Source organism: Virgibacillus alimentarius (assembly GCF_000709085.1).
GTDB classification, from domain to species: domain Bacteria; phylum Bacillota; class Bacilli; order Bacillales; family Amphibacillaceae; genus Virgibacillus_B; species Virgibacillus_B alimentarius.
In genome coordinates this window covers 1-24979 of record NZ_JFBD01000026.1, presented here as the reverse complement: position 1 = coordinate 24979, position 24979 = coordinate 1, and the positions used below count along the sequence as shown (strand labels likewise).

The 24979-nt window shown below is 39.2% G+C and carries 16 protein-coding genes; all 16 read left to right on the top strand.

Annotated features, from left to right (window positions below):
• The first annotated feature begins 337 nt into the window (after positions 1-337).
• The 16 genes from GZ63_RS0104955 to GZ63_RS0104880 all read left to right on the top strand — a co-directional run bounded on the left by GZ63_RS0104955 (position 338) and on the right by GZ63_RS0104880 (position 24635).
• Positions 338-1795 carry an APC family permease gene (locus tag GZ63_RS0104955; RefSeq protein ID WP_029267457.1) on the top strand — a complete coding sequence of 486 codons (1458 nt, stop codon included), beginning with the start codon at positions 338-340 and terminating at the stop codon, positions 1793-1795.
• A 140-nt stretch (positions 1796-1935) separates the two neighbouring features.
• Positions 1936-2823 carry a UTP--glucose-1-phosphate uridylyltransferase GalU gene (gene galU / locus GZ63_RS0104950; RefSeq protein WP_029267455.1) on the top strand — a complete coding sequence of 296 codons (888 nt, stop codon included), beginning with the start codon at positions 1936-1938 and terminating at the stop codon, positions 2821-2823.
• Positions 2824-3279: 456 nt separating this feature from the next.
• Positions 3280-4398, top strand: a complete 1119-nt coding sequence (locus GZ63_RS0104945) for a glycosyltransferase (protein WP_029267453.1) — start codon at positions 3280-3282, stop codon at positions 4396-4398.
• Between the two features lie 26 nt (positions 4399-4424).
• Complete coding sequence (locus tag GZ63_RS0104940; RefSeq protein WP_226374303.1) at positions 4425-5552, top strand: glycosyltransferase; 1128 nt, start codon at positions 4425-4427, stop codon at positions 5550-5552.
• A gap of 20 nt (positions 5553-5572) precedes the next feature.
• Positions 5573-6352, top strand: a complete 780-nt coding sequence (locus GZ63_RS0104935; RefSeq protein ID WP_029267449.1) for a glycosyltransferase family 2 protein — start codon at positions 5573-5575, stop codon at positions 6350-6352.
• A 60-nt stretch (positions 6353-6412) separates the two neighbouring features.
• Complete coding sequence (locus GZ63_RS0104930) at positions 6413-7189, top strand: ABC transporter permease (protein WP_029267446.1); 777 nt, start codon at positions 6413-6415, stop codon at positions 7187-7189.
• A gap of 15 nt (positions 7190-7204) precedes the next feature.
• Positions 7205-8758: an ABC transporter ATP-binding protein gene (locus tag GZ63_RS0104925; protein ID WP_029267444.1), complete on the top strand. Its 1554-nt coding sequence runs from the start codon at positions 7205-7207 to the stop codon at positions 8756-8758.
• Between the two features lie 30 nt (positions 8759-8788).
• Positions 8789-11317, top strand: a complete 2529-nt coding sequence (locus GZ63_RS0104920; protein WP_029267442.1) for a glycosyltransferase — start codon at positions 8789-8791, stop codon at positions 11315-11317.
• Positions 11307-13994 carry a glycosyltransferase gene (locus GZ63_RS0104915; protein WP_084179015.1) on the top strand — a complete coding sequence of 896 codons (2688 nt, stop codon included), beginning with the start codon at positions 11307-11309 and terminating at the stop codon, positions 13992-13994. The genes GZ63_RS0104920 and GZ63_RS0104915 overlap by 11 nt, the downstream gene beginning before the upstream one ends.
• A complete protein-coding gene (locus GZ63_RS0104910) occupies positions 13994-15496 on the top strand; it encodes an ATP-grasp fold amidoligase family protein (RefSeq protein ID WP_051681390.1) in 1503 nt (500 codons plus the stop codon). The genes GZ63_RS0104915 and GZ63_RS0104910 overlap by 1 nt, the downstream gene beginning before the upstream one ends.
• A gap of 65 nt (positions 15497-15561) precedes the next feature.
• Positions 15562-17211, top strand: coding sequence for an acylphosphatase (locus GZ63_RS0104905; RefSeq protein WP_029267437.1), 1650 nt, complete (start codon positions 15562-15564; stop codon positions 17209-17211).
• Between the two features lie 15 nt (positions 17212-17226).
• Complete coding sequence (locus GZ63_RS0104900; protein WP_029267431.1) at positions 17227-18879, top strand: acylphosphatase; 1653 nt, start codon at positions 17227-17229, stop codon at positions 18877-18879.
• 49 nt (positions 18880-18928) lie between these two features.
• Positions 18929-20386 carry an acylphosphatase gene (locus GZ63_RS0104895; RefSeq protein WP_029267429.1) on the top strand — a complete coding sequence of 486 codons (1458 nt, stop codon included), beginning with the start codon at positions 18929-18931 and terminating at the stop codon, positions 20384-20386.
• 50 nt (positions 20387-20436) lie between these two features.
• A complete protein-coding gene (locus tag GZ63_RS0104890) occupies positions 20437-21492 on the top strand; it encodes a CapA family protein (protein WP_029267428.1) in 1056 nt (351 codons plus the stop codon).
• A 68-nt stretch (positions 21493-21560) separates the two neighbouring features.
• Positions 21561-23105, top strand: coding sequence for an acylphosphatase (locus GZ63_RS0104885; protein ID WP_029267426.1), 1545 nt, complete (start codon positions 21561-21563; stop codon positions 23103-23105).
• 90 nt (positions 23106-23195) lie between these two features.
• Positions 23196-24635 (top strand): ATP-binding protein, encoded by a 1440-nt coding sequence (locus GZ63_RS0104880; protein ID WP_029267424.1) that lies wholly within the window; start codon positions 23196-23198, stop codon positions 24633-24635.
• Positions 24636-24979: the final 344 nt, after the last annotated feature.

The window sequence follows — 24979 nt, the reverse complement described above, 5'->3', positions numbered from 1 at the left end:
TACTCAAGAGATTGAACCGCCGTATACGGAACCGTACGTACGGTGGTGTGAGAGGTCGACTAACCAAGTAATGGTTAGTCACCTACTCGATTTTGCGGATCACGAACCTTGTTATGTTGCTTTGCGATCAAATGGGGCGAAATAATCATTTATACCATTATGCGCAAATGATCAAATACCAAAATAGTGAAAATCCTTCAGATATGATCTATAACAAGTATAAAATACCATGTATAATAGAAAAATCTGCGAAATGCTGTAAATTTTATATTTGCTGTAAAACCACCTTTTGATATAAAATGGTAAGAATATATAATAAACACAAAGGAGTTCCAGCATGAAAGAGAGAACAACCCTGAAGAAGTCTTTTAAGGCACACTGGATATGGGCGATTGCTTTAGGATCGTCGATAGGCTGGGGTGCATTCGTTCAACCCACAACATGGATGGGTTCTGCCGGTCCACTCGGTGTAATCATTGGATTTGGCATTGGCGCTTTATTAATGATGTTAATTGCTGTAAGTTATGGCTTCCTCATCAAAAGCTTTCCTGTATCAGGCGGAGAATTTGCCTATTCGTTTGTTAGTTTAGGGCGCACACACGCATTTATTTGTGGGTGGTTTTTAACATTAGGTTACATATGTATTGTTGCGCTAAACGCCTCCGCGTTTTCATTAATGTTCAAATTTATTTTTCCCAAGGTGATTGAAACATTTCATCTCTACCAAATTGCCGGGTGGGATGTTTACGGAATGGAAATTATTATTGCAACTGTATTACTTGTGATCTTCGGGTATTCCAATATAAGAGGGACAGGTTTATCCGGTAGAATACAGTTTATTTTTTGTGGTGTCATGATTCTTAGTGTTATTGGTCTAGCTTTCATGGTAGGCGTGCAGCCAGGATCCGGGCTTTCTAACGTAAAGCCATTATTTCCGCCGGATAAAACAGCGCTTGCAGCGATTATATCGATCGTCGCTATTGCTCCATGGGCGTTTGTCGGCTTTGATAATATTCCGCAAGCTGCTGAGGAATTTAAATTCCCTTCCAGCAAGGCATTTACACTCATTATTTTAGCCATCTTTTTTGCGGCTGTATTATATAGTCTGATGATTATGACGACAGCAATGATTGAACCATGGCAAGGACTGATCGCAAAGGATCACGTTTGGGGGACAGGTGCTGCTATTGGCGAGTTACTAGGTCCAATCGGCCTCCTGATCTTAGCTGTTGCTTTGTCTATGGGTATTTTTACTGGATTAAATGGCTTCATTATTTCTTCGAGCCGTCTATTGTTTGCGATGTCTCGTGCAAAAATTTTACCAGAAGCATTTTCAAAGCTGCATCCGAAATATAAAACACCGTACATCGGGATTATTTTTACATCGGTTATCGCCATGTTTGCACCTTGGTTTGGCCGTGAAGCATTGCTATGGGTGGTGGACATGTCTTCCATCGGTGTGTCCATTGCATATTTTTATACATGCTATACTGCTTTTACATTATTTAAAGTTTCGATGAAGGGAGATTATGACCCTGCCATCCATACCGTTTCCCCTTTTAAAAAGGCGGTAGCAGGTTTTGGGGCATTAGCAAGTATTATCTTTATCGGACTATTGCTGATCCCTGGTTCACCAGCTTTTCTCGGAATGGAATCCCGAATTGCACTTATTGCATGGGTGTTACTCGGATTTGTCTTTTACCTGGCAAAACGGACGGAATTTAATCGAATCCCGAAGAAAGAACTCAATTATTTAATTTTAGGAAAAGAGAAGATTGTCTCAGAAGATAAGTAGCTTTTCACAGTAAAAATAAAGATCCATTTTCATGGACGTACGCGCATTTTGCTATTAAAATTGTAGGAAGGCAAAGCGTTATGCTAAACTTACATTAGTAATGTATAAAAACATTTTCGCTATACAAAGGAGTTAAGAGAATGAGAGTAAAAAAGGCGATCATACCAGCAGCTGGCTTAGGTACCCGTTTTTTACCTGCAACAAAAGCACAACCGAAGGAAATGCTGCCAATTGTCGATAAACCAACCATTCAATATATTGTAGAAGAAGCGATTAACTCCGGGATAGAAGATATTATTATTGTTTCCGGACGAGGAAAAAGAGCGGTAGAAGACCACTTCGACGTGTCGTATGAACTGGAGGAAACCCTTGCCCACAAAGGGAAGGTAGAGATGCTTGAAATGGTTCAATCCATTTCAAATATGGCAAATATCCACTATATTAGGCAAAAAGAGCCTAAAGGCCTTGGACATGCAATTTATTGTGCGAATCGTTTTGTCGGAAATGAACCATTTGCTGTTCTATTAGGTGACGACATTGTGGAGGCAGAAGAGCCTTGCCTGAAGCAATTGATTAACGTATATGATGAATATCAGTCTTCTGTGGTAGGGGTACATGACGTACCGATGGAGGACGTTTCCAAATACGGGATTATCAAACCGAAAGCAACAAATGGCTACGGACCATCCATACGCGCAATCGAATCATTAGTGGAAAAGCCAGATGTCGAAAAAGCACCATCCAACTTAGCGATCATGGGACGGTACGTGCTTTCACCGGAAATTTTCGATATCTTGGAAACTCTGGAGCCAGGCAAAGGCGACGAAATCCAATTAACGGATGCCATTGAAAAATTAAATGAACAAGAGCAAGTACTCGCTTATAATTTCGTTGGAGAGCGGTACGATATTGGAGATAAATTAGGCTTTGTTCAAGCAACCATCGATTTCGCATTAAATCGGGAGGATCTGCATGACGATATTAAGGCCTATATGGAAAAAACATTAGCCTCCTTAGCGAAGAAATAAAGAGGGAGATGAACGGAAAGGGATTTGGGATGAATACGGCCAAATCCCTTTTGTTTTGGAGATGTGATGGGGGTGACTTGGCGCAAGCAATCATGCGTAACTATTGAAACTCGAGCGACAGCGTCAGGAACTGGCGCAATAACCAACAAAAGTCGCGCAGCAAACTCACGCACTCGAGCAATAAAGAGTTAAACTCGCGCAACAAGCTTACAAACTCGAGCGACAGGTTCACGCACTCGAGCGATAAATTAACCTATAAGCCACCGAGCTCGAACAACGGCAAGACAGCTTCCCTTAGAACCTTCCAACATGATTTTCCCTCCTGAAAGAAAAAGTTCCTTCTTTTGTTTAATTTCGACAATTTATTTATTAGGCAGGCTATGGTATAATTCGGTGAGTATTCGTGTGGATTTTTAGCTTTAAAGTTTTTCAGTGTAAAGGGAAGGCTGAGTTATTGTGAAAAGAAAAAAAGTGTTGTTTTTCATTTATCAAATGGGTGCTGGCGGTGCGGCCAGAACACTTCTGAATATTATAAACAACTTGGATCGAAGTAAATTTGAACCTGTTTTAGTCACGTTGGATTATAATAGTGACTATGAGGCGAATGTGAAGTCTGATGTTACCTTTATTAAAATAAATGAAAAGCGTTTAAGGAATGCGATTTTCCCTTTAGCTAAACTGATTAGAGAGTTAAAGGTCGATCTTGTATTCAGTACGATCCCGAATTATAATACGATTGCTATTTTGGCAAATTTACTTTCGTTTACCCGTGCGAAGAACATAGTAAGGGAAGCGGATAATTTGAGCGGGGGCTTTTTGACCGACTTAAAATTACGCGGCTATGGAATGATGTATAAATGGGCGAGTCAGGTTGTTTCTTTATCTGAAGGAGTGAAACAAAATCTGATTCAAAGGTATAAAGTAAAATCTGAAAATATTAAAGTTATTTATAATCCCGTAGATTTAAAAAATATACGTAAACATATGAATGAAGGGGTGCTGGCTGAGGAACATCTTCCTATTTTTCATGGGGAGGAGAAGGTGATTATTACAGCTGGCAGGCTCGTGAAACAAAAAGATCATCAAACACTCATCGACGCATTTGCGAAGGTGCATAAGCAAATAAACAGCAAGTTAGTGATTTTAGGGGAAGGTCCTTTAAAGGATACGTTAATCAAGCAAACGGAAAGATTAGGCATCCAAGATAAAGTACATTTTATCGGGTTTCAAAATAATCCATATGTTTATTTTAAACATGCCGATTTGTTTGTTTTAACATCGATTCATGAAGGGTTTGGCCATGTGCTTGCAGAGGCGCTTGCGACCGGGACTCCGGTTGTTTCGACGGATTGTGCATCTGGTCCTGCAGAGGTGCTAGACGACGGGAAGTATGGATTGCTTGCTCCGGTTGGCGATGTGAATGCTATTGCAAACAACATGCAAGAAGTCCTGACCTATGATAAGGAAAAATTGGACCGCGTCAAGGAAGCGGGCTACAAGCGAGTCGAAGATTTTGATGCACGTCAAATCGCTGACGAGTATGGGGCCTTATTTACAGAAACGATGGCGAGATAGTGTAAGATAGAGGAGGCAGGGTGGAAGTGAGAAAAACAGCAAAAGTTGTGCATATGACAACCGTGCACCACCCATATGATACACGAATTTTTCATAAAGAATGTACATCCTTGCAAAAAGGCGGTTATGATGTGTCGCTGATTGCATCGATGGATAAACAGGAGATCCAGAAAGATACCGATGTAACAATGGTGCCAATCAAAAAAAGAAAGAACCGATTGGCGAGAATGGTATTTTCCACGCTGGAAGCTTATTTGAAGGCAAAAAGCTTAAAGGCGGATTGCTATCATATTCATGACCCGGAGTTACTCCCGGTGGGACGTCTCTTAAAAAAGAAAAATAATGTTGTAATTTATGATGTGCATGAAGATTATGTAACGGCAATGTACCAGAAGGAATATTTTCCAAAGCCTATTCGAAAAGCGGTTGGTGCAGTGTATGGATTCGTTGAAAAGATCCTTTCCAAAAACATGGCGCTTTGCTTGGCGGAAAAATATTATCAAGAAAAATATCCATCCGGTATTTGCATTTTGAATTACCCTGCACTGAATGATAAATTAGTGAATCATCAAATCGATGATCAGCCGGCGGAAAATAAAGTTCTTTATACTGGGAACGTGTCGATGGAAAGAGGCGCATATATTCACGCGCAAATTCCCAACATCGATCCAAGTGTCTCGGTTCATTTTATCGGCAAATGTCCAAGTAGCATTGCGGAAAAGATGTACGCAAAAGCCGGTGAAAAGAAAGAACAGCTTATGATTGAAGGAATCGATCAATTTATCGAACGAGAGGAAATTGACGACAAATATATTAGTCGGAAATGGTTAGCTGGGATTGCGCTATTTCCGCCTACACAGCATTACAAGAAAAAAGAACTCACGAAGTTTTTTGAGTATATGAGTGCTGGACTACCTATCCTATGCTCGAATTTTCCGGTGTGGAAAAAGTTCATGGACAAGTATCAATGCGGAATTGCGGTTGATCCTTACAATGAGGAAGAAATAAAAGAAGCGATTGATTATTTAAGAAAACACCCGGAAGAAGCAAGGCAGATGGGGATGAATGGCAAGAAGGCAGTTGTCCGGCAGCTGAACTGGCAAAAAGAAGAAGAGAAATTAATTAATTGGTACGGGGCATTACTTAAACAATAAGAAAATCGTGGTGGTAATGGATGCAAAGCAATGAAACTGCAGGCCCCCTTATTTCGGTTATTACGCCTGCTTATAACTCACAGCAGTTTATACATGAGACCATTGAGTCTGTACAAAATCAGACCTATACGAACTGGGAAATGATTATCGTTGATGATTGTTCGACGGATAAGACAACCGAAATCGTAGCGTCCTATCAAAAAGAAGATGCAAGGATCACCTTGATCAAACTGAAGGAAAATGCAGGCTCGGGAGTTGCGCGTAATACAGCAATTGAAGCGGCAAAGGGGCGTTTTATCGCATTTTTAGACAGTGATGATGTATGGCTTGAGACGAAGCTTGAGAAGCAGCTTGATTTCATGCTGGAGAAAGATATTGCATTTTCGTTTACCGAATATGTACGGATGCTTGAAGACGGGACAGAGGTAAACTCCGTCATTAAAGCACCTGAGACGATTGATTATGTCGGTTTAATGAAACATTGTGTAATTGGGTGTTTAACCGTCATGCTAGATACGAAAAAAACGGGTAAAGTAAAAATGATTCATATCCGTTCACGGCAGGACTATGTCTTGTGGTTAACACTCACAAAAAATGGATTTACTGCGTATGGTTTACCGGAAGTATTGTCCAAATATCGCTTGGTTCAAAACTCCATTTCCAGCAACAAATTGAAAATGGTGAAACAGAACTGGCGTGTATACCGGACCGTTGAAGAACAAAGTGCTATCAAAAGTGCATGGTATATTTTAAATTATGCTTTTCATTATATAAAAAGAAGATTTAATCGCAGAAAATGAGTCATGAATCCATGTATACTAACTCATTTTAAACAGAATTAGGCGGTGTCATGAGAAGTTATGCGAAAATATTTATCAGAAATACTGAAACGAAAAGATTTGTTGATCTATCTTGTGAAATCTGGACTAAAGGCAGAAAACCGAAATAGCTATTTGGGTTATTTTTGGTGGCTGCTCGATCCGCTTTTGAATGTCGTTGTTTATTATTTTCTTGTTGGAATTGTGCTTGGCCGTGGCGGGGAAGACTTTGCTGTTTTTCTAGTCATCGGTTTGGTTCCATGGCGCTGGATTAATACAACCATTAATACATCAGCAAAGTCGATAACAAAATATAGTTCCATTATTAATCAGGTGAATTTGCCGAAGTCGATTTTCCCACTTTCTTTTACCTTTACCCAATTGTTTAATTTTATTTTTGGGTTAGTCGTCGTTGGCATATTCCTGATTGCTTTCCAAGTCATGCCAGGATGGCAAATTGTTTATTTACCAATAATAATAGTAGTGCAATTATTGTTTTTAATAACGGTTAGTTTGTTTTTAGGTTATATTACGGTATTTGTTCGCGATATTGATAACGTGCTGACACATACGGTACGTGTTTTCTTCTATGCTTCTCCGATTATCTGGGAAGGCGGAAGATTGCCTGATGAGTACAGCTGGATCGTTGATATCAACCCAATTGCGATTATCATTAATTCATACCGTGATATCATTATGTATCACCAGAGCCCGGATTTTCTGGGACTTTCGATTATCGGTATTGTTTCCATCGTTCTTGGAGGATATATGCTTTATCACTACAGCCGTAACGAGCACAAAATAATAAAAGCATTATAAAAAGAGGTTTTATGTATGTTGTTAAAAGAAAATCAACAAAAGCAAACAGAAAACCAGGAAAAAGAAATTGTTATCGAGGCGAAGAACATTGGTGTGTCCTTTTTTCCAAACAGTCAAAAGGATGATTATAAATCAAAAGTTCTTCGTTATTTAAAAGAGGGCAGAGACAAGGAAGGCAAGAAAATGGTCTGGCCCCTGACAAATATTAATTTCACTGGTTATAAGGGTGAGATTCTAGGCATTATTGGCTCAAACGGTGCTGGGAAAACAACGCTTTGTAAAATTATCTCCGGCATTCTTGAGCCGGATAAGGGCGAAATTTATGTGGATGGCAAGGTTTCTGCACTGTTTTCGTTCGGCATGGGCTTTAAAAAGGAACTGACAGGACGAGAGAACGTCTATCTAAATGGAATGATGCTTGGCATCAGTAGAGATACAATCGATCATTATATTCAGGAAATCCATGAATTTTCAGAGCTTGGAAACTTCATGGATCAACCGATGAAATATTACTCCAGTGGAATGAAAGCAAGACTTGGCTTTAGTGTTGCAGCTCATCTAGAGCCTGAAATATTAATTTTGGATGAGGCATTAAATACAGGAGATGCAAAGTTTAGTAAAAAAGCTGCGAATAAAATGAAAGAATTAGTGAAGAAAGCGAAAATGGTGATCATCGTCACTCACAGTCTCCGCTATGCACAGCGAAATTGTGATCGATTAATGTGGCTAGATGGCGGAGTTGTCCGGGACGCTGGAGATCCTGCTGAAATTATTGAAAAATATAAAGCAACCGTACCACCACGACCACCAAGAAGAAAACGAAACTTGCAATTAGAAAAAACAGAAACAACAATTAAAGACAATTCCATTGTGAAAGCCGAAAACTTAGGGATTTCCTTTGAATTAAAAAAGAAACCCTTTTGGGCTTTAAAAAATGTCAACTTTGAAATCAAGGAAGGCGAAGTCGTTGGTATTATTGGTCATAATGGCGCTGGTAAAAGTACCCTTTGTAAAGTGCTGACCAATATCCTCCAGCCGGATGAGGGATCGATTTATCTGGACGGGGAGACAACTGCGCTTTTAGGCTATGGAACAGGGTTTAACAGCCAACTAACCGGAACAGATAATATCTTTCTAAATGGAATGCTACTTGGGATTCCGAAAAAGCGAATAAAAGAATTTTATCCTAAAATCGTCGAGTTTTCTGGCCTTGAAAAAGCAATTGACAGGCCGGTGAAAGAATACTCAAGCGGAATGCGTTCGCGTCTAGGCTTTAGTATTGCGGCGATATTGCAGCCGGATATTTTCATTATTGATGAAGCCTTATCTACAGGAGACATGGCTTTTAGGCAAAAGGCGAGCGAAAAAATACAAGATATGATGGAACGAGCAAAGGCAGTGATTATCGTCACCCATAGTTTGACGTTTGTTGAACAGTTATGTACCAGAGCTATTTGGATGAAGCAAGGGCAAATCATGTATGACGGAGAGCCGAAAGATGCTGTGAAGGCTTACCGGGAAGATATCAAGGAAACAAAAGTAAAAAGACGCAAGTTGAGTAAGCAGTAGGAAGCAAAGTGTTATGGTGGGGGAATAGCTATGTTGCGATTCATAAAGAAAACGATTGTCGGATCGATGGACTGGTTTTTATATACCTTTCTCAGTACGAAACAAAAAGAAGTCATTGCAGGTATGTTTACCAAAAAGCAAAAAGAAACACTGAAAAGAATCATTAAGCCTGGTAAAAAACGTGCACAGATGAAAAAAGTAGAACGCATCAAATTTCGGATTTATGAGCTTGGGATTGTTCAGCGCGGATTGGCGGAATTAAAGGAATGTTGCAATCAGGACGAAGATCTTTATTTAAAGCGCCGTGCTGCGTGGGAATTGGCACTTTATTATGCTGATCAGTACAGTAAAGACGGTGCAAGAAACTGTCTGACGTATATCGAGCAAGCGACCAAAAGTGTAAAAGATGAAGATGAATTACGCCGGGCAGCGGTACTAAAAGCAGAAAGCTACAAAATGTTAGGGGAAGCGGAGGAAGCAAAGCGGGTCCTAACGCATGCCCTGTCTCTCAAGGCGCATCCAGATCTTTATTTGGCGCAAGCAAATCTTGCCACTTCGCTTGATGAGCGCAAGAAACGGATCAATCAGGTGTACGAATTTTATTCGACGGCGCCTATTACGATTGCTAAAGCGGACGGGGTGCTATCAGCCTATGACCGGATAGAGACACAAATGGATGGACTGCTTTATAATAATTTAGATGATGCACCGAAAGTGTCGGTGATTATTCCAGCCTATAATTCTGAAACGTCTATCCATACTGCGATTGAATCCATGCTAAGTCAGACATGGACAAACCTTGAAATCCTTGTAGTCGACGATTGCAGTACCGACAATACGAAAGAAGTCATCAAAAGCTTTACGCAGAAGGATAGCCGTGTTCAGGTATTATCAACCAAACAAAACAGCGGAGCCTATACTGCCCGTAACGTAGCCCTTACACAAGCTACAGGCGATTTTGTAACGATTAATGATGCGGATGATTGGTCCCATCCTGAGAAAATTAAAACACAGGTAGAGCATTTGATTCAAAATCCGAAGATGATTGGAAATTTCTCCAATCAGGCGCGTGCAACGGAACAGATGAATTTCTTCCGCAGAGGAAAACCAGGCATTTATATTTTTCCAAATATGTCATCGTTTATGTTCCGGCGTAAACCTGTGATGGAGAAACTCGGGTACTGGGATAGTGTGCGCTTTGCGGGTGATTCGGAGTTTGTAAAACGGGTGAAGCTTGTTTTTGGTGAAAAGGCAGTTGCGAACTTACCAACAGCACCATTGTCTTTCCAGAGACAATCCGAGGATTCATTAACAGGAAATGCTGCATTCGGATTCCCGGGATATTTTATGGGAGCACGAAAAGAATATGCAGAAGCACATGAGCATTATCATCGTACACACCCGAAAAATTTATATTATGAATTTCCACAGGAGGAAAGACCGTTTCCAGTCCCGGATCCAATGCTGCCACAGAAGACGAAAAAAGACGTAAGAAGGCATTTTGATGTCATTATTGCGTCCGAATTCCGTCTTTTAGGTGGTACCAATATGTCGAATATCGAGGAAATAAAAGCGCAAAAGAAACTCGGACTGAAAACAGGCCTCGTTCCAATGTACCGGTATGATTTAAATTCGGTCACGGAAATGAATCCAAACGTACGGGATTTCATTGACGGGGATGCGATTCAAACCATTGTTTACGGCGAAAAGGTAAGCTGTGATGTCCTGATTGTAAGACATCCGCCAATCCTTGAAGCATGGCAAAAATATATTCCGGACATCGAAGCAAAAGATGTACGCGTAATTATTAACCAACCACCAAAACGAGAATACAGTGAGCAGGGAGAAACACTGTATCACTTGGATCACTGCGTGCACCAATTAGAATCATATACAGGTAAAAAAGGAACGTGGCACCCAATAGGTCCGCAAATTCGGGATACGTTGCATGAACATCACGAAGCGGAACTCGCGTCAATTCATCTAGCTGATGAAGACTGGGTGAATATTATTGATGTCTCCGAGTGGCGCCGTAAGAGGCGGCCGAAACATCAGCGTATTCATATCGGTCGTCACTCCCGGGATCAATATGTAAAATGGCCAAATGATCCAAACACATTGAAAGCTATTTATCCGGATGATGAAAAGTACGAGATTCATGTTCTCGGTGGCGGTAAGGCTCCAGAAAAAGTACTAGGAGAACTTCCCGCGAACTGGCATGTAAAAGCATTTGGAGAAGTGCATCCGAAAGACTTTCTTGCTGATCTGGACGTATTTGTTTATTATACCCATCCGGAGTGGGTAGAGGCATTTGGACGCGTGATCTTTGAAGCGATGGCTGCAGGGATACCAGTCATTATCCCGCCAAATTACAAAACCTTATTTGAGGATGCAGCGATTTACGCAAAGCCACATGAAGTAAAAGGGAAAATAGATGTACTGATGAACGATGACAATGCCTACAGTGAACAGGTCGAAAAAGCCCAAGATTATGTTGAGAAACACTTTGGCTACCTAAAACATGCTTCTAGATTAGAGGAGTGCTCACATGAGGAATAAAGAAAACGATCGTCATGCCCGTGAAGCAACACAAGCAACGAATCAAAACTTAAAGCAGCAAGTGGAGGCGGCTGACAGAGAATTAAAGACAGCCAGAGAGCAATATGAACATGTGAAGCTAGAGCATGTTCAGCTTTCTAGTCAGTACGATGCGATTAAACAAGGCAGTATATGGAGAATTGTAACATCAATGAATAAAATCAAGCGAATGCTACAATTGTATATGAAGTATATGTTAGGAAAGCGTGACAGAAGGGAAATCTTCGACCGTTCATTAAGAAAGAGAAAAGCAAAAAATAAAATAAAAAAGCTGAAATACAATCTTTATGACCTCGGTTTTACAGAAAAAGCGTTAGCGGAACTTACAAAAGAAAGCAAGACATCCGATAATCCATATACAAGAAGATACGCAGCTTGGGAACTAGCGCTTATGTACGCCAATCAGTACAACAAAGAAGGGGCAGAAAAATGTCTGACCTTTCTTTCCCAAGCAGAAAAAAGAGTAAAAAACAGGGATTTTTTACGTAGATTGGCAATCTTAAAAGCAGAAAGCTATGATATAATAGGTAGGGTAACAGAGGCGAAAGATGTCATTTCACATGCTTTGGCCTCTCAAAAGCATGCAGATCTTTATTTGGCTCGAGCCAATTTGGAAACGTCATTTACGGAGCGCGTGAAGTGGATGAATAAAGCACTGAAACTTTATGGTATCCAGGAGTTAGACAGACATGCAGTGATCGGGAAAACATGTTACGACCGTTTACGCACAAAAAACCAGAGAAACGTTGAGCTTATTGATAATACGAAGGAAAAAGTAACGATCATTGTACCAGCATATAACGCCGAAGACGGTATACGCACAACATTAGATTCTTTGCTCGTTCAAACATGGACAAACTTAGAAATCATTGTTGCGGATGATCAAAGCACAGATAACACGATAAATATCGTTAAGGAATATAGCAAGATCGACCCCCGTGTTCAAATCATTTCAACCAAAACGAACAGCGGGGCATACACAGCCCGGAATGAGGCTTTGAAAATCGCTACAGGGGATTTTGTCACCATCAATGATGCCGATGATTGGTCACATCCTCAAAAAATGGAGGAACAGGTCAAACACTTTATCGAAAATCCATCTGTTATCGCAAATACAACCCAGCAAGCAAGAGCAACAGAAAGCCTTAAGTTTTTCAGACGCGGAAAACCGGGAGAATATATTTTTGCTAATATGTCTTCCTTAATGTTTCGCAGGGAACCTGTAATGAGGGAACTCGGCTTCTGGGATAGTGTCCGTTTTGGAGCGGACGGAGAATTTAAGAAGCGACTCAAAATCGTGTTTGGAAAAGAAGCGGTTGTCGATTTGAAAACAGGACCGTTTTCTTTTCAAAGACAATCCAGTTCTTCTTTAACTGGAAGTGAAGTATTTGGTTATCACGGATTCTTTATGGGGGCAAGAAAAGAGTATTTGGAAAGTTACTCGAATTATCACCAAAAAGCAACGTCTTTATACTACGGCTTTCCGCAAGAAAAAAGACCGTACCCCGTTCCAGAGCCAATGCTTCCTAGTCGAGAAGTCAAGAAGAACGCAAGAAGGCATTTCGATGTGATCATTGCTTCTGAATTCCGTCTCTTAGGCGGTACAAACATGTCCAATATCGAAGAAATAAAAGCACAACAAAAGATGGGACTTAGGACAGGCCTTATTCAAATGGCCCGTTATGATTTAAATTCCATTAAAGAAATTAATCCGAGCGTACGCGAGCTTATTAATGGCGATGACGTCCAAATGCTTGTTTACGGAGAGAAGGTAAGCTGTGATGTACTAATCGTAAGGCATCCACCTGTTCTTCAAGCATGGCAAAAGTATATCCCGGATATCCAAGCCAATCACGTTCGGGTCATTGTCAATCAGCCGCCAAAGCGAGAGTATAGTAAAAATGGAAAAACACTTTACTCCATCCCAACGTGCGTGAAGCATTTAGAACAATATGTTGGAAAAAAAGGAAAATGGTACCCAATCGGGCCGTTGATTCGTGATACATTACATGCGCATCATGAAAAAGATTTAAAATCCATCCGTTTAGCCAGTGAAGACTGGGTCAATATCATTGATGTGGATGAATGGCAACGGAAGGAGCAACCGCATAACAAGCGGATTAAAATTGGTCGCCATTCACGAGATCAGTATGTAAAATGGCCAGAGGATCCGCGAGAGTTAAAAATGATTTACCCGGATAAAAAAGCCTATGAAATCCATGTCTTAGGTGGTGCAAAAACGCCTGAAAAACTACTGGGAAAACTCCCGAAAAATTGGTACGTTCAGGAATTCGGAGAAGTTCATCCGAAAGATTTTCTCGCTGATCTGGATGTGTTTGTCTATTATACCCATCCGAAGTGGGTGGAAGCATTTGGACGGGTAATCTTTGAGGCGATGGCTGCAGGAGTACCTGTTATCATCCCCCCAAACTATAAGGATTTATTCAAAGAGGCTGCCATTTACGCCCGACCAGAGGAAGTACAGGATAGAATCCATGAACTGATAAATGATAAGGAAGCATATGCTACGCAAGTTGAGAAAGCGACAAATTATGTTGAAAAACAGTTCGGCTATACCAAACATGCCTCAAGATTAGAAGAATGTTTTGTAAATACAAATAAAGGGTTAATGAGGTGATGACGATCGATGAAGTAGAGCATAATAAGCATAACCAACATTCAGACGACCTGAGCACCTCATCGAATCAGACACCGAGTCAAGATAGGAAGCCCGAGCAAACAAGAGAAGAAGCTTTGAAAGAAAGGTTGCTGGAAAAAGAAGCAGCGCTCATGAAAACAAAGAAAGCGACAAAGAAATTGCAAAAGGAAAATAAGCATATAAAAGAAAGCAGAACGTGGAAAGTATTTTCCCCAGCTCGAAAAGTGCGTGGATTATTCGGAAAGCTTTTTCAAGGTGCAAAAGCGAAGAGCATCCTGGAAGAAAATAACGCATTAAAAGCATACAATCAAGACTTAAAGAAAGACCTTGAGCATATGCGCGACGCATTAAAAACCAAACAAGAACACATCGACCATTTAGAAATGGAAACGGATAAAGTAAATGCAAGCCATCTTCATCAGCGGACAAAACAAGTCAAGGAAGATGGAGACACGATTTCATATATTCAAAACCTGGTCCAAAGAAAAGAAAGTGTAACGAATAACTATAATGAAGCCCTAAAAAAACTAGGCAGGCACTATCGCAAGGACCTTGCAGACGTTCAACAAATTGTCTACGAAAATCTTTTAAAAGGATTTAAAAAAGAAGATATTCCGGAATTCATCGTACGATTTGCAGAAACCGACCATACCTTAGCATTGCAAGCTGCGTCGTCTTTTCGAGCCAGTTTAACAGCACGGGCCAGAATAAGGCAGCTGATGAACGGAAAAACACCAGAAAACTTACTCGATAACAAACGGCAAGCTTATCAATTAGTCGATGCATTCGGTATACGAAGACCATGGATAAAGGGAAAGCCTTATGCCATGAAAGAAATCCCAAAAGAGGAATCCATCGTTATTAAACCAGTAGATGGTGCAGGTTCACGCGGTGTTTATCTCGTATATCATGAAAATAAAATACAAGACGTCAAACAAGCAAAGCTGCTCACAAGCTGGGAAGCATTAGAAAAGAGAATGGAAGAAGATTTAGCTTCCGGCTGGGTTGCAAGCGATCTGTGGATGATCGAGGAATTCATCGTTAAAAATAAACAAGAGCAAACACCAGCAGTCGATTTGAAGTTTTATTGCTTTTACGGGAAAGTAGCACTCATCCTGGAAATCACTCGTTTTCCAGAAATAAAGTATTGCTGGTGGACGCCGGGCGGCGATCGAATAAGTACGGGAAAGTATGAGGAAGATTTATTTCAAGGCAGCGGAGTTACAGAAGAAGAGATCCAAACAGTAGAAAAGTTAAGTGCACAGCTACCTATACCGTTTATTCGAATTGATTTCTTAAAAACAGACCAGGGGATGGTTTTTGGCGAATTTACACCAAAGCCTGGCAACTACGATGAATTTGATAAAGAAACGGATCAATGGATGGGAGACTATCATTTAGATGCTGAAGGGCGTCTGGCGGAAGACTTGATAAACGGGAAGCCATTCGATGTATATCATCGCTGGCGATCAAAGCTCTAAGATAAAGGAAATCCAGAAAAATAACGATAAAAAAGGTTAGAGGAAATACAGGAGGTAAGGAACAGATGGTTGGACAGGAACAACAAAGTGCCAAGTGGCTTCCACATCTTTCCAGCGAGATTGTCGCTGATGCACGGGGTCCGGAACTTGATGCTTATGTAGTAGCTTTAGAAGGATGGAGAAGAGGATTAACATTAAAGTGGCATGTAAAGGATTCAGAGAAGTTTAAGGAGATGAAAACATGGTTTGTCGATAAGCCAGGCAAATTATTTTCACTCAGCTCTTCTGAAAAAACCCATTATTTCTTCCGAACCAGAGGAGATAAGGTCACGAATGAAGCAGTTGAAATGGGGATGGACAAAGAAATTACAAAACAAAAATTAATGGAAGCAAACATCCCAACACCGATAGGAAAAGAGTTCCCGGAGAGTGCCAGCGATGAGGAGATCATTGCTTATGCAAATGAGCTTGGATATCCTGTTGTCATCAAACCTACAGACGGAAGCTTCGGCAGAGGTGTCGTCACAAATATTACAACCGAAGAAGAACTCGTCCATCAGCTTACTTACATCCGGGAAACACAGGGATACAGGGGAATTATCACCGAACAGTATATTCCCGGAAAAGAATACCGGCTGTATGTCGTTGGAGATAACGTAGTTGCAGCAATGAACAGAGTTCCTGCTCATGTAGTTGGGGACGGAGAAACCCCGGTACGTCAGCTGATTGTGGAAAAAAATAAGGAAAAAGAGTCCAACCCACGCCTTGTCAGCTGTCCGATCAAAGTGGATCCAGCGATGATCGACTTTATAGGCACGAAAGGATACACACTAGACAGTGTCCTGGAGGAAGGGGAACAACTATTTCTTACGGAAATCAGTAATATATCGACAGGGGGAGACCCGGTCAGTGTAACGGGTGCATTGCCGAAAGAAGTAGAAGAGGCAGCTGTACGCGCACTGCACACCATTCCCGGCCTGGAGCACGGTGCAGTAGACCTAATTATCGATGATCAGAAACCAGTGGAAGAAGCGGCGACTATTTTGGAACTTAATCCAACAGCTCAAATTGGCGGATTGCTGTATCCAGTGCAAGGGAAGGCGAATGATGTCCCTGCAGCAATTATTGATTATTATTTTCCAGAAACAAAACCAGTCAACAAAGAGCAAACCAAACTATACTTTGACTTTACCGATGTTTTATATCCGTTACTAACAAAATCTGCCAACACTTCAACGGTGACACCGTATCCACAAGGGAAGTTATATGCAAAAAAATATACAGTCAGTGGAGATGTTCAGGATATTGGTTATCACCGAGGGTTGAGGAAACAAGCATTTGAACGGTTTTTGAGCGGACTCGTACTCAACCTGAACAATGGCGATATTGAAGTTGTCGTCGCAGGCACAGACCCCGAAATGGTCGATGATTTTCAAAATGCATTATGGGAAGACCCGGAGCGATCCGATGTGCATGAAGTTCATGTAGAAAGCTGGGACGCACCGATTAAAATAGGCTTTGAAGTAAAAGCCGACCTGAAAACACAAATAGAGGATTTAAAGAAAATTAGACAAGACTATGAAGTGACCGAACTTCAGCTAAGAAAAGCAGAAAAAGAGCATAAAAGATATTATAATAGCTTATCATGGAAAGTTACATTACCAGTCCGGATGGTAGGGCAGATTGTCAAGAAAATGAAACGAATAAATCAGTAGGAGGAAGCAAGTAAAATGAAAGAGGAATCGGGAATTTCACTCCCCCAACTTCCAAATGAGATCGTAAGGGATGCGAGAAAAACAAGACTATGTGCATATTCCGTAGCTCTTGAAGGTTGGCGCAGGGGATTAAAATTAAAATGGTATACGAAGGATTCAGAACACTTTCAAGATATGATTGTATTTGGTGTGAACCCTCCTGGTAGATTATATTCGCTCAGTTCGGATAAAAGAACCCATTATTTCTTCCGGACCCGAGGAGATAAGGTGACAAATGAAGGGGTAGAAATAGGCTCAGAGAAAGACGACACAAAAATTTATTTAGATAAAGCCGGTGTCCCAGTACCACAAGGGAAAGGATTTGAGCCGGATGCATCAGACGAAGAAATCATTGAATACAGCAGAACACTTGGCTACCCGCTCGTGCTCAAACCAACAAACGGAAGTCTCGGTAATGGCGTTGTCACCAATATTCAGGATGAGCAGGAATTTATAGAAGCACTTTCCTATGTCCGCCAAGAACTAGAATATGAAGAAGTGATTGTCGAACAATACGTAGCGGGTCAAGAATACCGTGTATATGTGATTGAGGATCAAGTCATTGCAGCCTATAACCGTGTACCAGCTAATATCACTGGAGACGGAGAGCACACAATTGAAGAATTAATTGATTTAAAAAACAAAGAACGAAGAAAAAATGCAAGACTGTACAGCTGTCTGATTGAAAAGGACGTCGAAATTCTAGACTTTATCCAATCCGCTGGTTATACGATGGAAAGTATTCCAGAAAAGGGCGAAAAGATCTATTTAAGACAAAAAACAAATGTGTCATCTGGCGGAGACCCGATTGATGTGACAGACGAACTGTCCGACGAAATTAAACAGATAGCCATTCATGCCTTAAAAGCTGTTCCAGGGCTTGCGCATGGCGGTGTGGATATCATCATTAATGAGGGAAATGTAAATAGACACCCGGCTGTCGTCATCGAATTAAACCCAACCGCCCAAATAGGTGGCGCATTATATCCGTTAAGAGGGAAGGCACGTAATATTCCGGCAGCGATTATCGATTATTATTTCCCTGAGACCAAAGGAATCGACACAACCAATTCGCAAATTTATTTCGATTTAAGCACGGTGCTCGAACCACTTGAAAACAGATCAACCATTGAAGTGGAAGTAAGCCCGGCACCACTCGGGGAATTATATGCGAAAAAATTCATTGTGTCCGGAACGGTCCAGCGAGGCAGCTATCATCAGTGGCTGAAGGAAGAAGCGATGAATAGAAACTTACACGGGTATATCAAGAAATTAATCCACGGAGAAATTGAAATTGTCGTAGCAGGTACAGATAAAGGAGCTCTAGCTGAATTTAAACAATTAATCAGCAGTTCCGACAAAGCTAAAGTGAAAAAGATCAGGGAAGAAAAGTACGACGATCCGGTTAAAATAGGCTTTGAAATCAATGAACGATTTAAAGCAAATAACCTCAGGTCCGTTGAAACGACGTTAAAGAAGATGAACCGGGATCTTCGCGATATGCATAAAGATGTGTATCAAACGGAAAAAGAAAACAGATATATTAAACAAAGCAACTCATGGAAATATACAGCACCACTCCGGAAAGTAGGAGATTTTGTTAAGAAATTAAAGGGATCGAAGGCGTAATAACTTGTATCATAAATCGATCGGACCATGTTTGAAGGAGGGGAAAGGAATGACATATGTTTATCCGAACTGGCTATCCAAACAAATGATGACTGGTGTCAAAGGGTTTAATATCGATGCTTACCTAATAGCCTTAGAGGGATGGAGACGCGGCCTGACATTGAAGTGGTATTTTGATCCTGAAGTGGTTACCGATCTTAAAATTATTGGATCTCAACCACTTGGGAAAACTTTTTCACTGCAATCAGATGATAAAAAACACTTTTTCTACCGTTCACGAGGAGAAAAAGTAATGAACGAAGCAGTGAGTCTTACGACAAGTAAAGAAGAGACGAAAAAATATCTTCATCAATCGAATGTAAACACACCTGAAAGTAAAGGTTTTACAGAAGAAGATAATGATGAAGCCATTTTGAAGTATGGGATGGACCTCGGCTTTCCACTCGTCATCAAGCCGATATGTGGAAGTCTCGGCAAAGGTGTTGTCACCAATATTCAAAATGAAACAGAACTAAAAGACAGCATTCGTTATGTCCGTAGTGAATTAAGCTATCCGGATGTCCTGGTTGAACGTTTTGTAGATGGCGTTGATTATCGTATCTATGTTGCGGGCGATAAGGTACTTGCGGCAACAAAACGATTGCCAGCATTTGTCGTAGGCGACGGGGAAAGTTCGATTGAAAAACTAGTGGAAGAAAAGAATAATCAAAGAAAAGAAAACCCATATCTTTCAAAGAAAACCATCGCGTTTGATCAAGACTTGTTTCAATCTATTAAAAAACAAGGCCATATCCTGCAAGGCATCCCAGAATTGAATGAACTTGTATATTTGAAGGGCCAAAGTAATATCGCTGCCGGTGGAGAACCAATAGACGTAACGGATGAGATATCGCCAGAGGTGAAAAACATCGCCATTCAGGCAGTTAAAGCAATCCCTGGTTTGGAGCACGCAGGTGTGGATGTTATCGTTTCGAATAATCATCCAACGGTTATTGAAATAAATGCAACTGCTGACATAGGAATGCATGTCTTCCCATTACACGGAGAATCCCGTAATGTCCCCGAAGGAATCATTGACTACTATTTTCCGGAAACGAAAGGCATGGCACAAGATCGTACACAAATTTTCTTTGACTATAAAAAAATAAGAGAACTATTCGTTAGTAAAATTGTGCAAGAAGCCGTTATCCCTGATGCTCCAAAAGGCAAATTATATGCGAAACGATATGTGATATCAGGAAAGGTTCAAAAAGTAGGCTATCGAAATTGGGTGAGACGACAGGCTTTAAAGCATCATCTAAATGGGTATACGCGTAACCTAAAAAACGGAAAAGTTGTTGTTGTCGTTGGTAGTGAAGATAAAGAAGCGGTGGATAACTTTAAAGAAGTTTGTTATAAAGGACCTGCTAGAGCGAAAGTGGAAGATGTCCAGGAATATCTCTGGGAAAACCAGGTTTGTATAGGGTTTGAGGTTAGACGGAAGAATAAGGTAGCGAAAAATAAGTAACTTATGACCTAAGTGTCGTAGGTTTTTATACATAGATAAGGAGATAAAAAATGGTAGAAAATAAGAGCAGAAAAGTAACTTTGGCTGCAACCGGTGATATCTTATTACACGACCGGTTATATAAGAAAGCAAAAACAGAAGATGGCGGATATGACTTTACAGACATGTTAGCTGAAGCAAAGCCCTTGTTTAAAAAGGAACATTTAACAATTGTTAATCAAGAATCAATCATAGCTGGAAAAGAATTAGGGATATCTAACTTTCCTCATTTCAATAGTCCGATTGAAATTGGTTATACGTTAAAAGATTTTAATGTGGATATTGCCAATTTGGCAAATAATCATGTCATGGATAAAGGGGAAGAAGGTGTTCTCAAGTCGATTGAAAACTGGGAAAAAATTGGTATTCCTTATATAGGTGCTTATAAGTCAAAGGAAGACCAAGAAACTCTTCGTATATTTCACAGAAATGGCCTTAAGATTTGCTTTTTATCCTATACCAAATCATTAGGTACAGTTAAAAGGCCAAAGGATAAAGAATATTTAATGGGTAGCTTTAAAGATATTGGAGTAAAATGGATTAGAAGATTAATTGCCCGTATTAAAAACCGTGGTTTAGCAGATGTTGTCGTTTTATCTATGCACTTTGGTAAGGAGTATCAAATGCTCCCAACCGCTGATCAAATTGAAACGTCAAATAGTCTGTCAGATACAGGTGCAGATGTTATTATTGGCCATCATCCCCATGTATTGCAGCCGCCAGCATACATAGTCAATTCGAAAGGAATGGATACTTTTGTAGCCTATTCTTTAGGTAACTTCTTTTCAGGTCAACAAGGTATATATCGGCAAATTGGTGCTTATATGACAGTTGATATTGAAAAGCCTTCTGAGAATAGCTCTTTATTAAACATCGATAATCCGACTATGCGTTTAACTTACGTTGATGCTGGAGAAAAGGGGGATTATAAATTACATTTATTAAAAGATGTTGTAAGTAGGCAAGAAACGATAAAAACTCATGTAGGTGAATTTAATGCTCAGAAAGTTTATGATCGCATGAGAAATCATATGAGCAAGTGGATACCAGATTTGGATATAGAATAGTTCATATGTATCGATTTTGAAAAAACTAATTAGAGAATTAAATTATATAAAGGATGGGTACTGTTGTTATGGAAAAAAAGGAATGGTTGTCACACATAGAATCTTCAATTCCTGAAGAAGCCAGGGGTTATACAGTAAGTATGTATAGCATTGCTTTAGAAGGATGGAGGAGAGGATTAAAGTTAAAATTTATTAATGAAAATCGAAGAAAATCTGAGCTTCTATATTCCCTTTCATCAAAAGAAAAAGAACATAAATTTGTGGTATCACGAGGAGACTTAACCTCTGGAAAAGCTTTGAAGATTTGTAGAGATAAACATTTGACGAAAAAATATTTAAAAGAAGCTGACGTATCAACTCCAAAAGGTGAGCTTTTTCCAAAGAATATATCGAATAAAAAAATTATAAAGTATGCTAACCAACTAGGATTTCCACTTGTTTTAAAACCTAGCAATGGAACTGGTGGTGCAGGTGTAATTGCAAATATAAAAAATGAAAAAGAGTTTAGTGGCGCCCTAAATTACGTAAGATATGAGTTAAACTATCCCGATGTTATAGTTGAGACTTATTTTAGTGGAGTTGACCATCGGGTTTATGTAGTTGGAGATAAGGTAGTAGGAGCATTTATACGAATTCCAGCAAATGTAATTGGAGATGGAAAAAATACAGTTAATCAATTACTAAAATTAAAAATGAAAGAAAGAGATAAAAACCCAGCTCTTTTTAAAAGACCGATTAAAATTGATAAAGAAATGCATAATATGCTCCGTTCGCAAGGTTATGCATTAGATAGTATTCCGAAAAAGGGAGAAAGAATCTATTTGAAATCAAAAAATAATGTTTCCTCAGGGGGAGACCCTATAGATGTTACAGATCATTTATCAAAGGAAATAAAAGATATAGCGGTCAAAGCTAAACAAGCAATACCGGGTTTAGCTCATTGTGGGTTAGATATTATTGTAAATAAAGAGGAAAACACTGGAGTAGTACTTGAAATAAATACTCAAGCTAGTATTCGTAGTCATTTGTTTCCAATGGAGGGAAAAGCACGAGATATTCCGAAAGAAATAATTGACTATTATTTTCCAGAAACCGCAATAAAAAATAAACGGCCTTTGTATTTTTTTGATTTTAAAAATATTTATGATTCTTTTCGACGGGGATTAGCAAAGGAATATGTTGTACCCGAAATGCCGAGTACAGATGTAACCTCGACACGTTTTGAAGTATCTGGGGAATTACGTGGAGTGAATTACGAGAAGTGGATATTTAAGCAAGCTAGGAATTTAAAGTTGAATGGTTATATTAAACATTTAACAAACAACAAAACATCTGTTGTTATTTCTGGCTCTAAAAAATCTGTAGAAAAATTTAGGGAAATTATTAACAATAAGGCTTCAAAAAGGGCTAAAGTTACAAGTGTAGTTGAAAAAAATAGAACGACTCCTGTGAAAATTGGATTTGAAATTATGGATAACCTAAATGTAACCAGTAAATCTGATACGTTGAATTTACAAGAAACACAAAAGGAACCATCCGTATTAAATGAAGGATACTTCCCTGTTAGACTAAAAGACATGCCATCAAAAATTAAACAGAAAAATAAAAAGTAATGAGAAGGTATGTTTGAGCTTTATTTAAACTAAAATACAAAAAATTAAAAGATTTACAAAAAGAGTTTATTTATAATGGAGGTAATTTCATTGAATAAGAAAATAGCAGAAAACATTCTTCCTCACTTAGAAAACTCTATTCCAGAGGGTGTTGTAAATCATCATACATCCTATTATACAGTAGCGTTGGAAGGATGGAGAAGAGGGCTAAAATTAACCTTTCATAATAGTAAAAGGGGGGGGAGAGTCCCCTCCAAAGCTCACCAATATACGCTATCGGATGGGACGACATCCTATAGATTTTTTTGTGCTAGAAGCTCATATGTTTCTGAAGAAACTATTAAGATAGCCGAGAATAAAACACTTGCTTATGAATACATGAGAAAAAATAATGTTCCTATCCCTGAAACAAAGACCTTTAACTTTAGTAAGACATCTATTGAAAACATATGTAAATTTGGATCCGAAATTGGTTACCCTTTGGTAGTTAAACCAACAAATAGGGGTGGGGGTAAAGGTGTGTTTACTAATATTAAAGATGAAAATAATTTGATTAAAAGTCTCACTAGCATAAGGGATGATTTTAATTCAAAAAATGTTATTATAGAAAAATATTTCGAAAATGCAGTGGACTATCGTTTTTATGTAATGGGAGACAAAGTCTTAGCAGCTTCTAAGTCATATTCCTCAAATGTTATTGGTGATGGAAAAAGTAATATCAGAGAACTTATTAAAATAAGAAACAGAGAGATTAAAAAAAATGTAGCAACAAAATCGCGTAAAATAAATATAGATGATAATATGAAAGACTTCTTGAAATCACAAAATATGTCTTTGGAATCTGTACCGTTAGTAGGAGAAAGAATCTTTGTTAGGGAGCATGGAACTTATTTAGGAGACAGGTTAAATGTAGATTGTACAGATGACATTGACCAAAAATTTAAAGATTATGCTGTACAAGCGCTAAATTCTATACCAGGTCTACCTTGTGGCTCAGTAGATATGATTATAAATGAAGATATAAATGAAGGTATCGTTAATGAAATAAATTCAAAAGGGGAAATTATGATGCATGTTTTACCATTTGAGGGTAAAGCTAGAGATATTCCTAAAGCAATTATAGATTATTACTTTCCAAATGCATCAAGAGACAGAAATGAAAATTTTTATTTTGAATTTAAACCAATAAAAGATTTATTCTTAACTGGGGTTGCTGATGAAATTGTAGTACCTCAGATACCTACAGGAGCTGAGTATATAAAAGAGTTTACCCTGAAGGGAAATAACTTAGGTTCTTCATATATGAGACGCTTAAGAAGGCGAGCAGCGTTACTAAACCTGATCGGTAATATAAAAAAGAACGATGAAGGAAATATTCAAATTAAAGCAATTGGATCTAGAGAACAACTAGATGATTTTGAAATATTTATTAAAGATAGTAAATTAAGACGGTCAGTATTAACTGATTTTAAGGGAAGTATGTTATCTGAGTTTTCTGGAGTTAGTAATATTAATTTTGAAATAATATAGGGTAGTAAATAAATAAAAAAGCCAGAAATAAATCGCTCATTAACTATTCAATATTTATATGAAGTCAATAATCACTATCCGAGATACGTACGAGATCAGCTACAACTTATCAACAATCTGAATGAATTTTCATTAAATGAGCCCCCATCTTTAATGAAAAGGCAATTCAACCAGCTGAGGCTGGGACATAACATAACTAAGCCGACAGATCTTAAAAATGGCCCAATCATCGTTTTTGGATGATTGGGCCATCTTGATGTGGATTATAAACTAAGCATTGTCAAACAGCCACACCGTTTGTTTTTTTAACATTTATATTATCCCCTTAATTTTTTGGCATTATA

What these genes read in the sequence shown, in the direction of transcription:
- GZ63_RS0104955 (WP_029267457.1), top strand. Translation starts at nt 338, where the DNA reads ATGAAAGAGAGAACAACCCTGAAGAAGTCTTTTAAGGCACACTGGATA.
- galU (WP_029267455.1), top strand. Translation starts at nt 1,936, where the DNA reads ATGAGAGTAAAAAAGGCGATCATACCAGCAGCTGGCTTAGGTACCCGT.
- GZ63_RS0104935 (WP_029267449.1), top strand. Translation starts at nt 5,573, where the DNA reads ATGCAAAGCAATGAAACTGCAGGCCCCCTTATTTCGGTTATTACGCCT.
- GZ63_RS0104930 (WP_029267446.1), top strand. Translation starts at nt 6,413, where the DNA reads ATGCGAAAATATTTATCAGAAATACTGAAACGAAAAGATTTGTTGATC.
- GZ63_RS0104925 (WP_029267444.1), top strand. Translation starts at nt 7,205, where the DNA reads ATGTTGTTAAAAGAAAATCAACAAAAGCAAACAGAAAACCAGGAAAAA.
- GZ63_RS0104920 (WP_029267442.1), top strand. Translation starts at nt 8,789, where the DNA reads ATGTTGCGATTCATAAAGAAAACGATTGTCGGATCGATGGACTGGTTT.
- GZ63_RS0104915 (WP_084179015.1), top strand. Translation starts at nt 11,307, where the DNA reads ATGAGGAATAAAGAAAACGATCGTCATGCCCGTGAAGCAACACAAGCA.
- GZ63_RS0104910 (WP_051681390.1), top strand. Translation starts at nt 13,994, where the DNA reads ATGACGATCGATGAAGTAGAGCATAATAAGCATAACCAACATTCAGAC.
- GZ63_RS0104905 (WP_029267437.1), top strand. Translation starts at nt 15,562, where the DNA reads ATGGTTGGACAGGAACAACAAAGTGCCAAGTGGCTTCCACATCTTTCC.
- GZ63_RS0104900 (WP_029267431.1), top strand. Translation starts at nt 17,227, where the DNA reads ATGAAAGAGGAATCGGGAATTTCACTCCCCCAACTTCCAAATGAGATC.
- GZ63_RS0104895 (WP_029267429.1), top strand. Translation starts at nt 18,929, where the DNA reads ATGACATATGTTTATCCGAACTGGCTATCCAAACAAATGATGACTGGT.
- GZ63_RS0104890 (WP_029267428.1), top strand. Translation starts at nt 20,437, where the DNA reads ATGGTAGAAAATAAGAGCAGAAAAGTAACTTTGGCTGCAACCGGTGAT.
- GZ63_RS0104885 (WP_029267426.1), top strand. Translation starts at nt 21,561, where the DNA reads ATGGAAAAAAAGGAATGGTTGTCACACATAGAATCTTCAATTCCTGAA.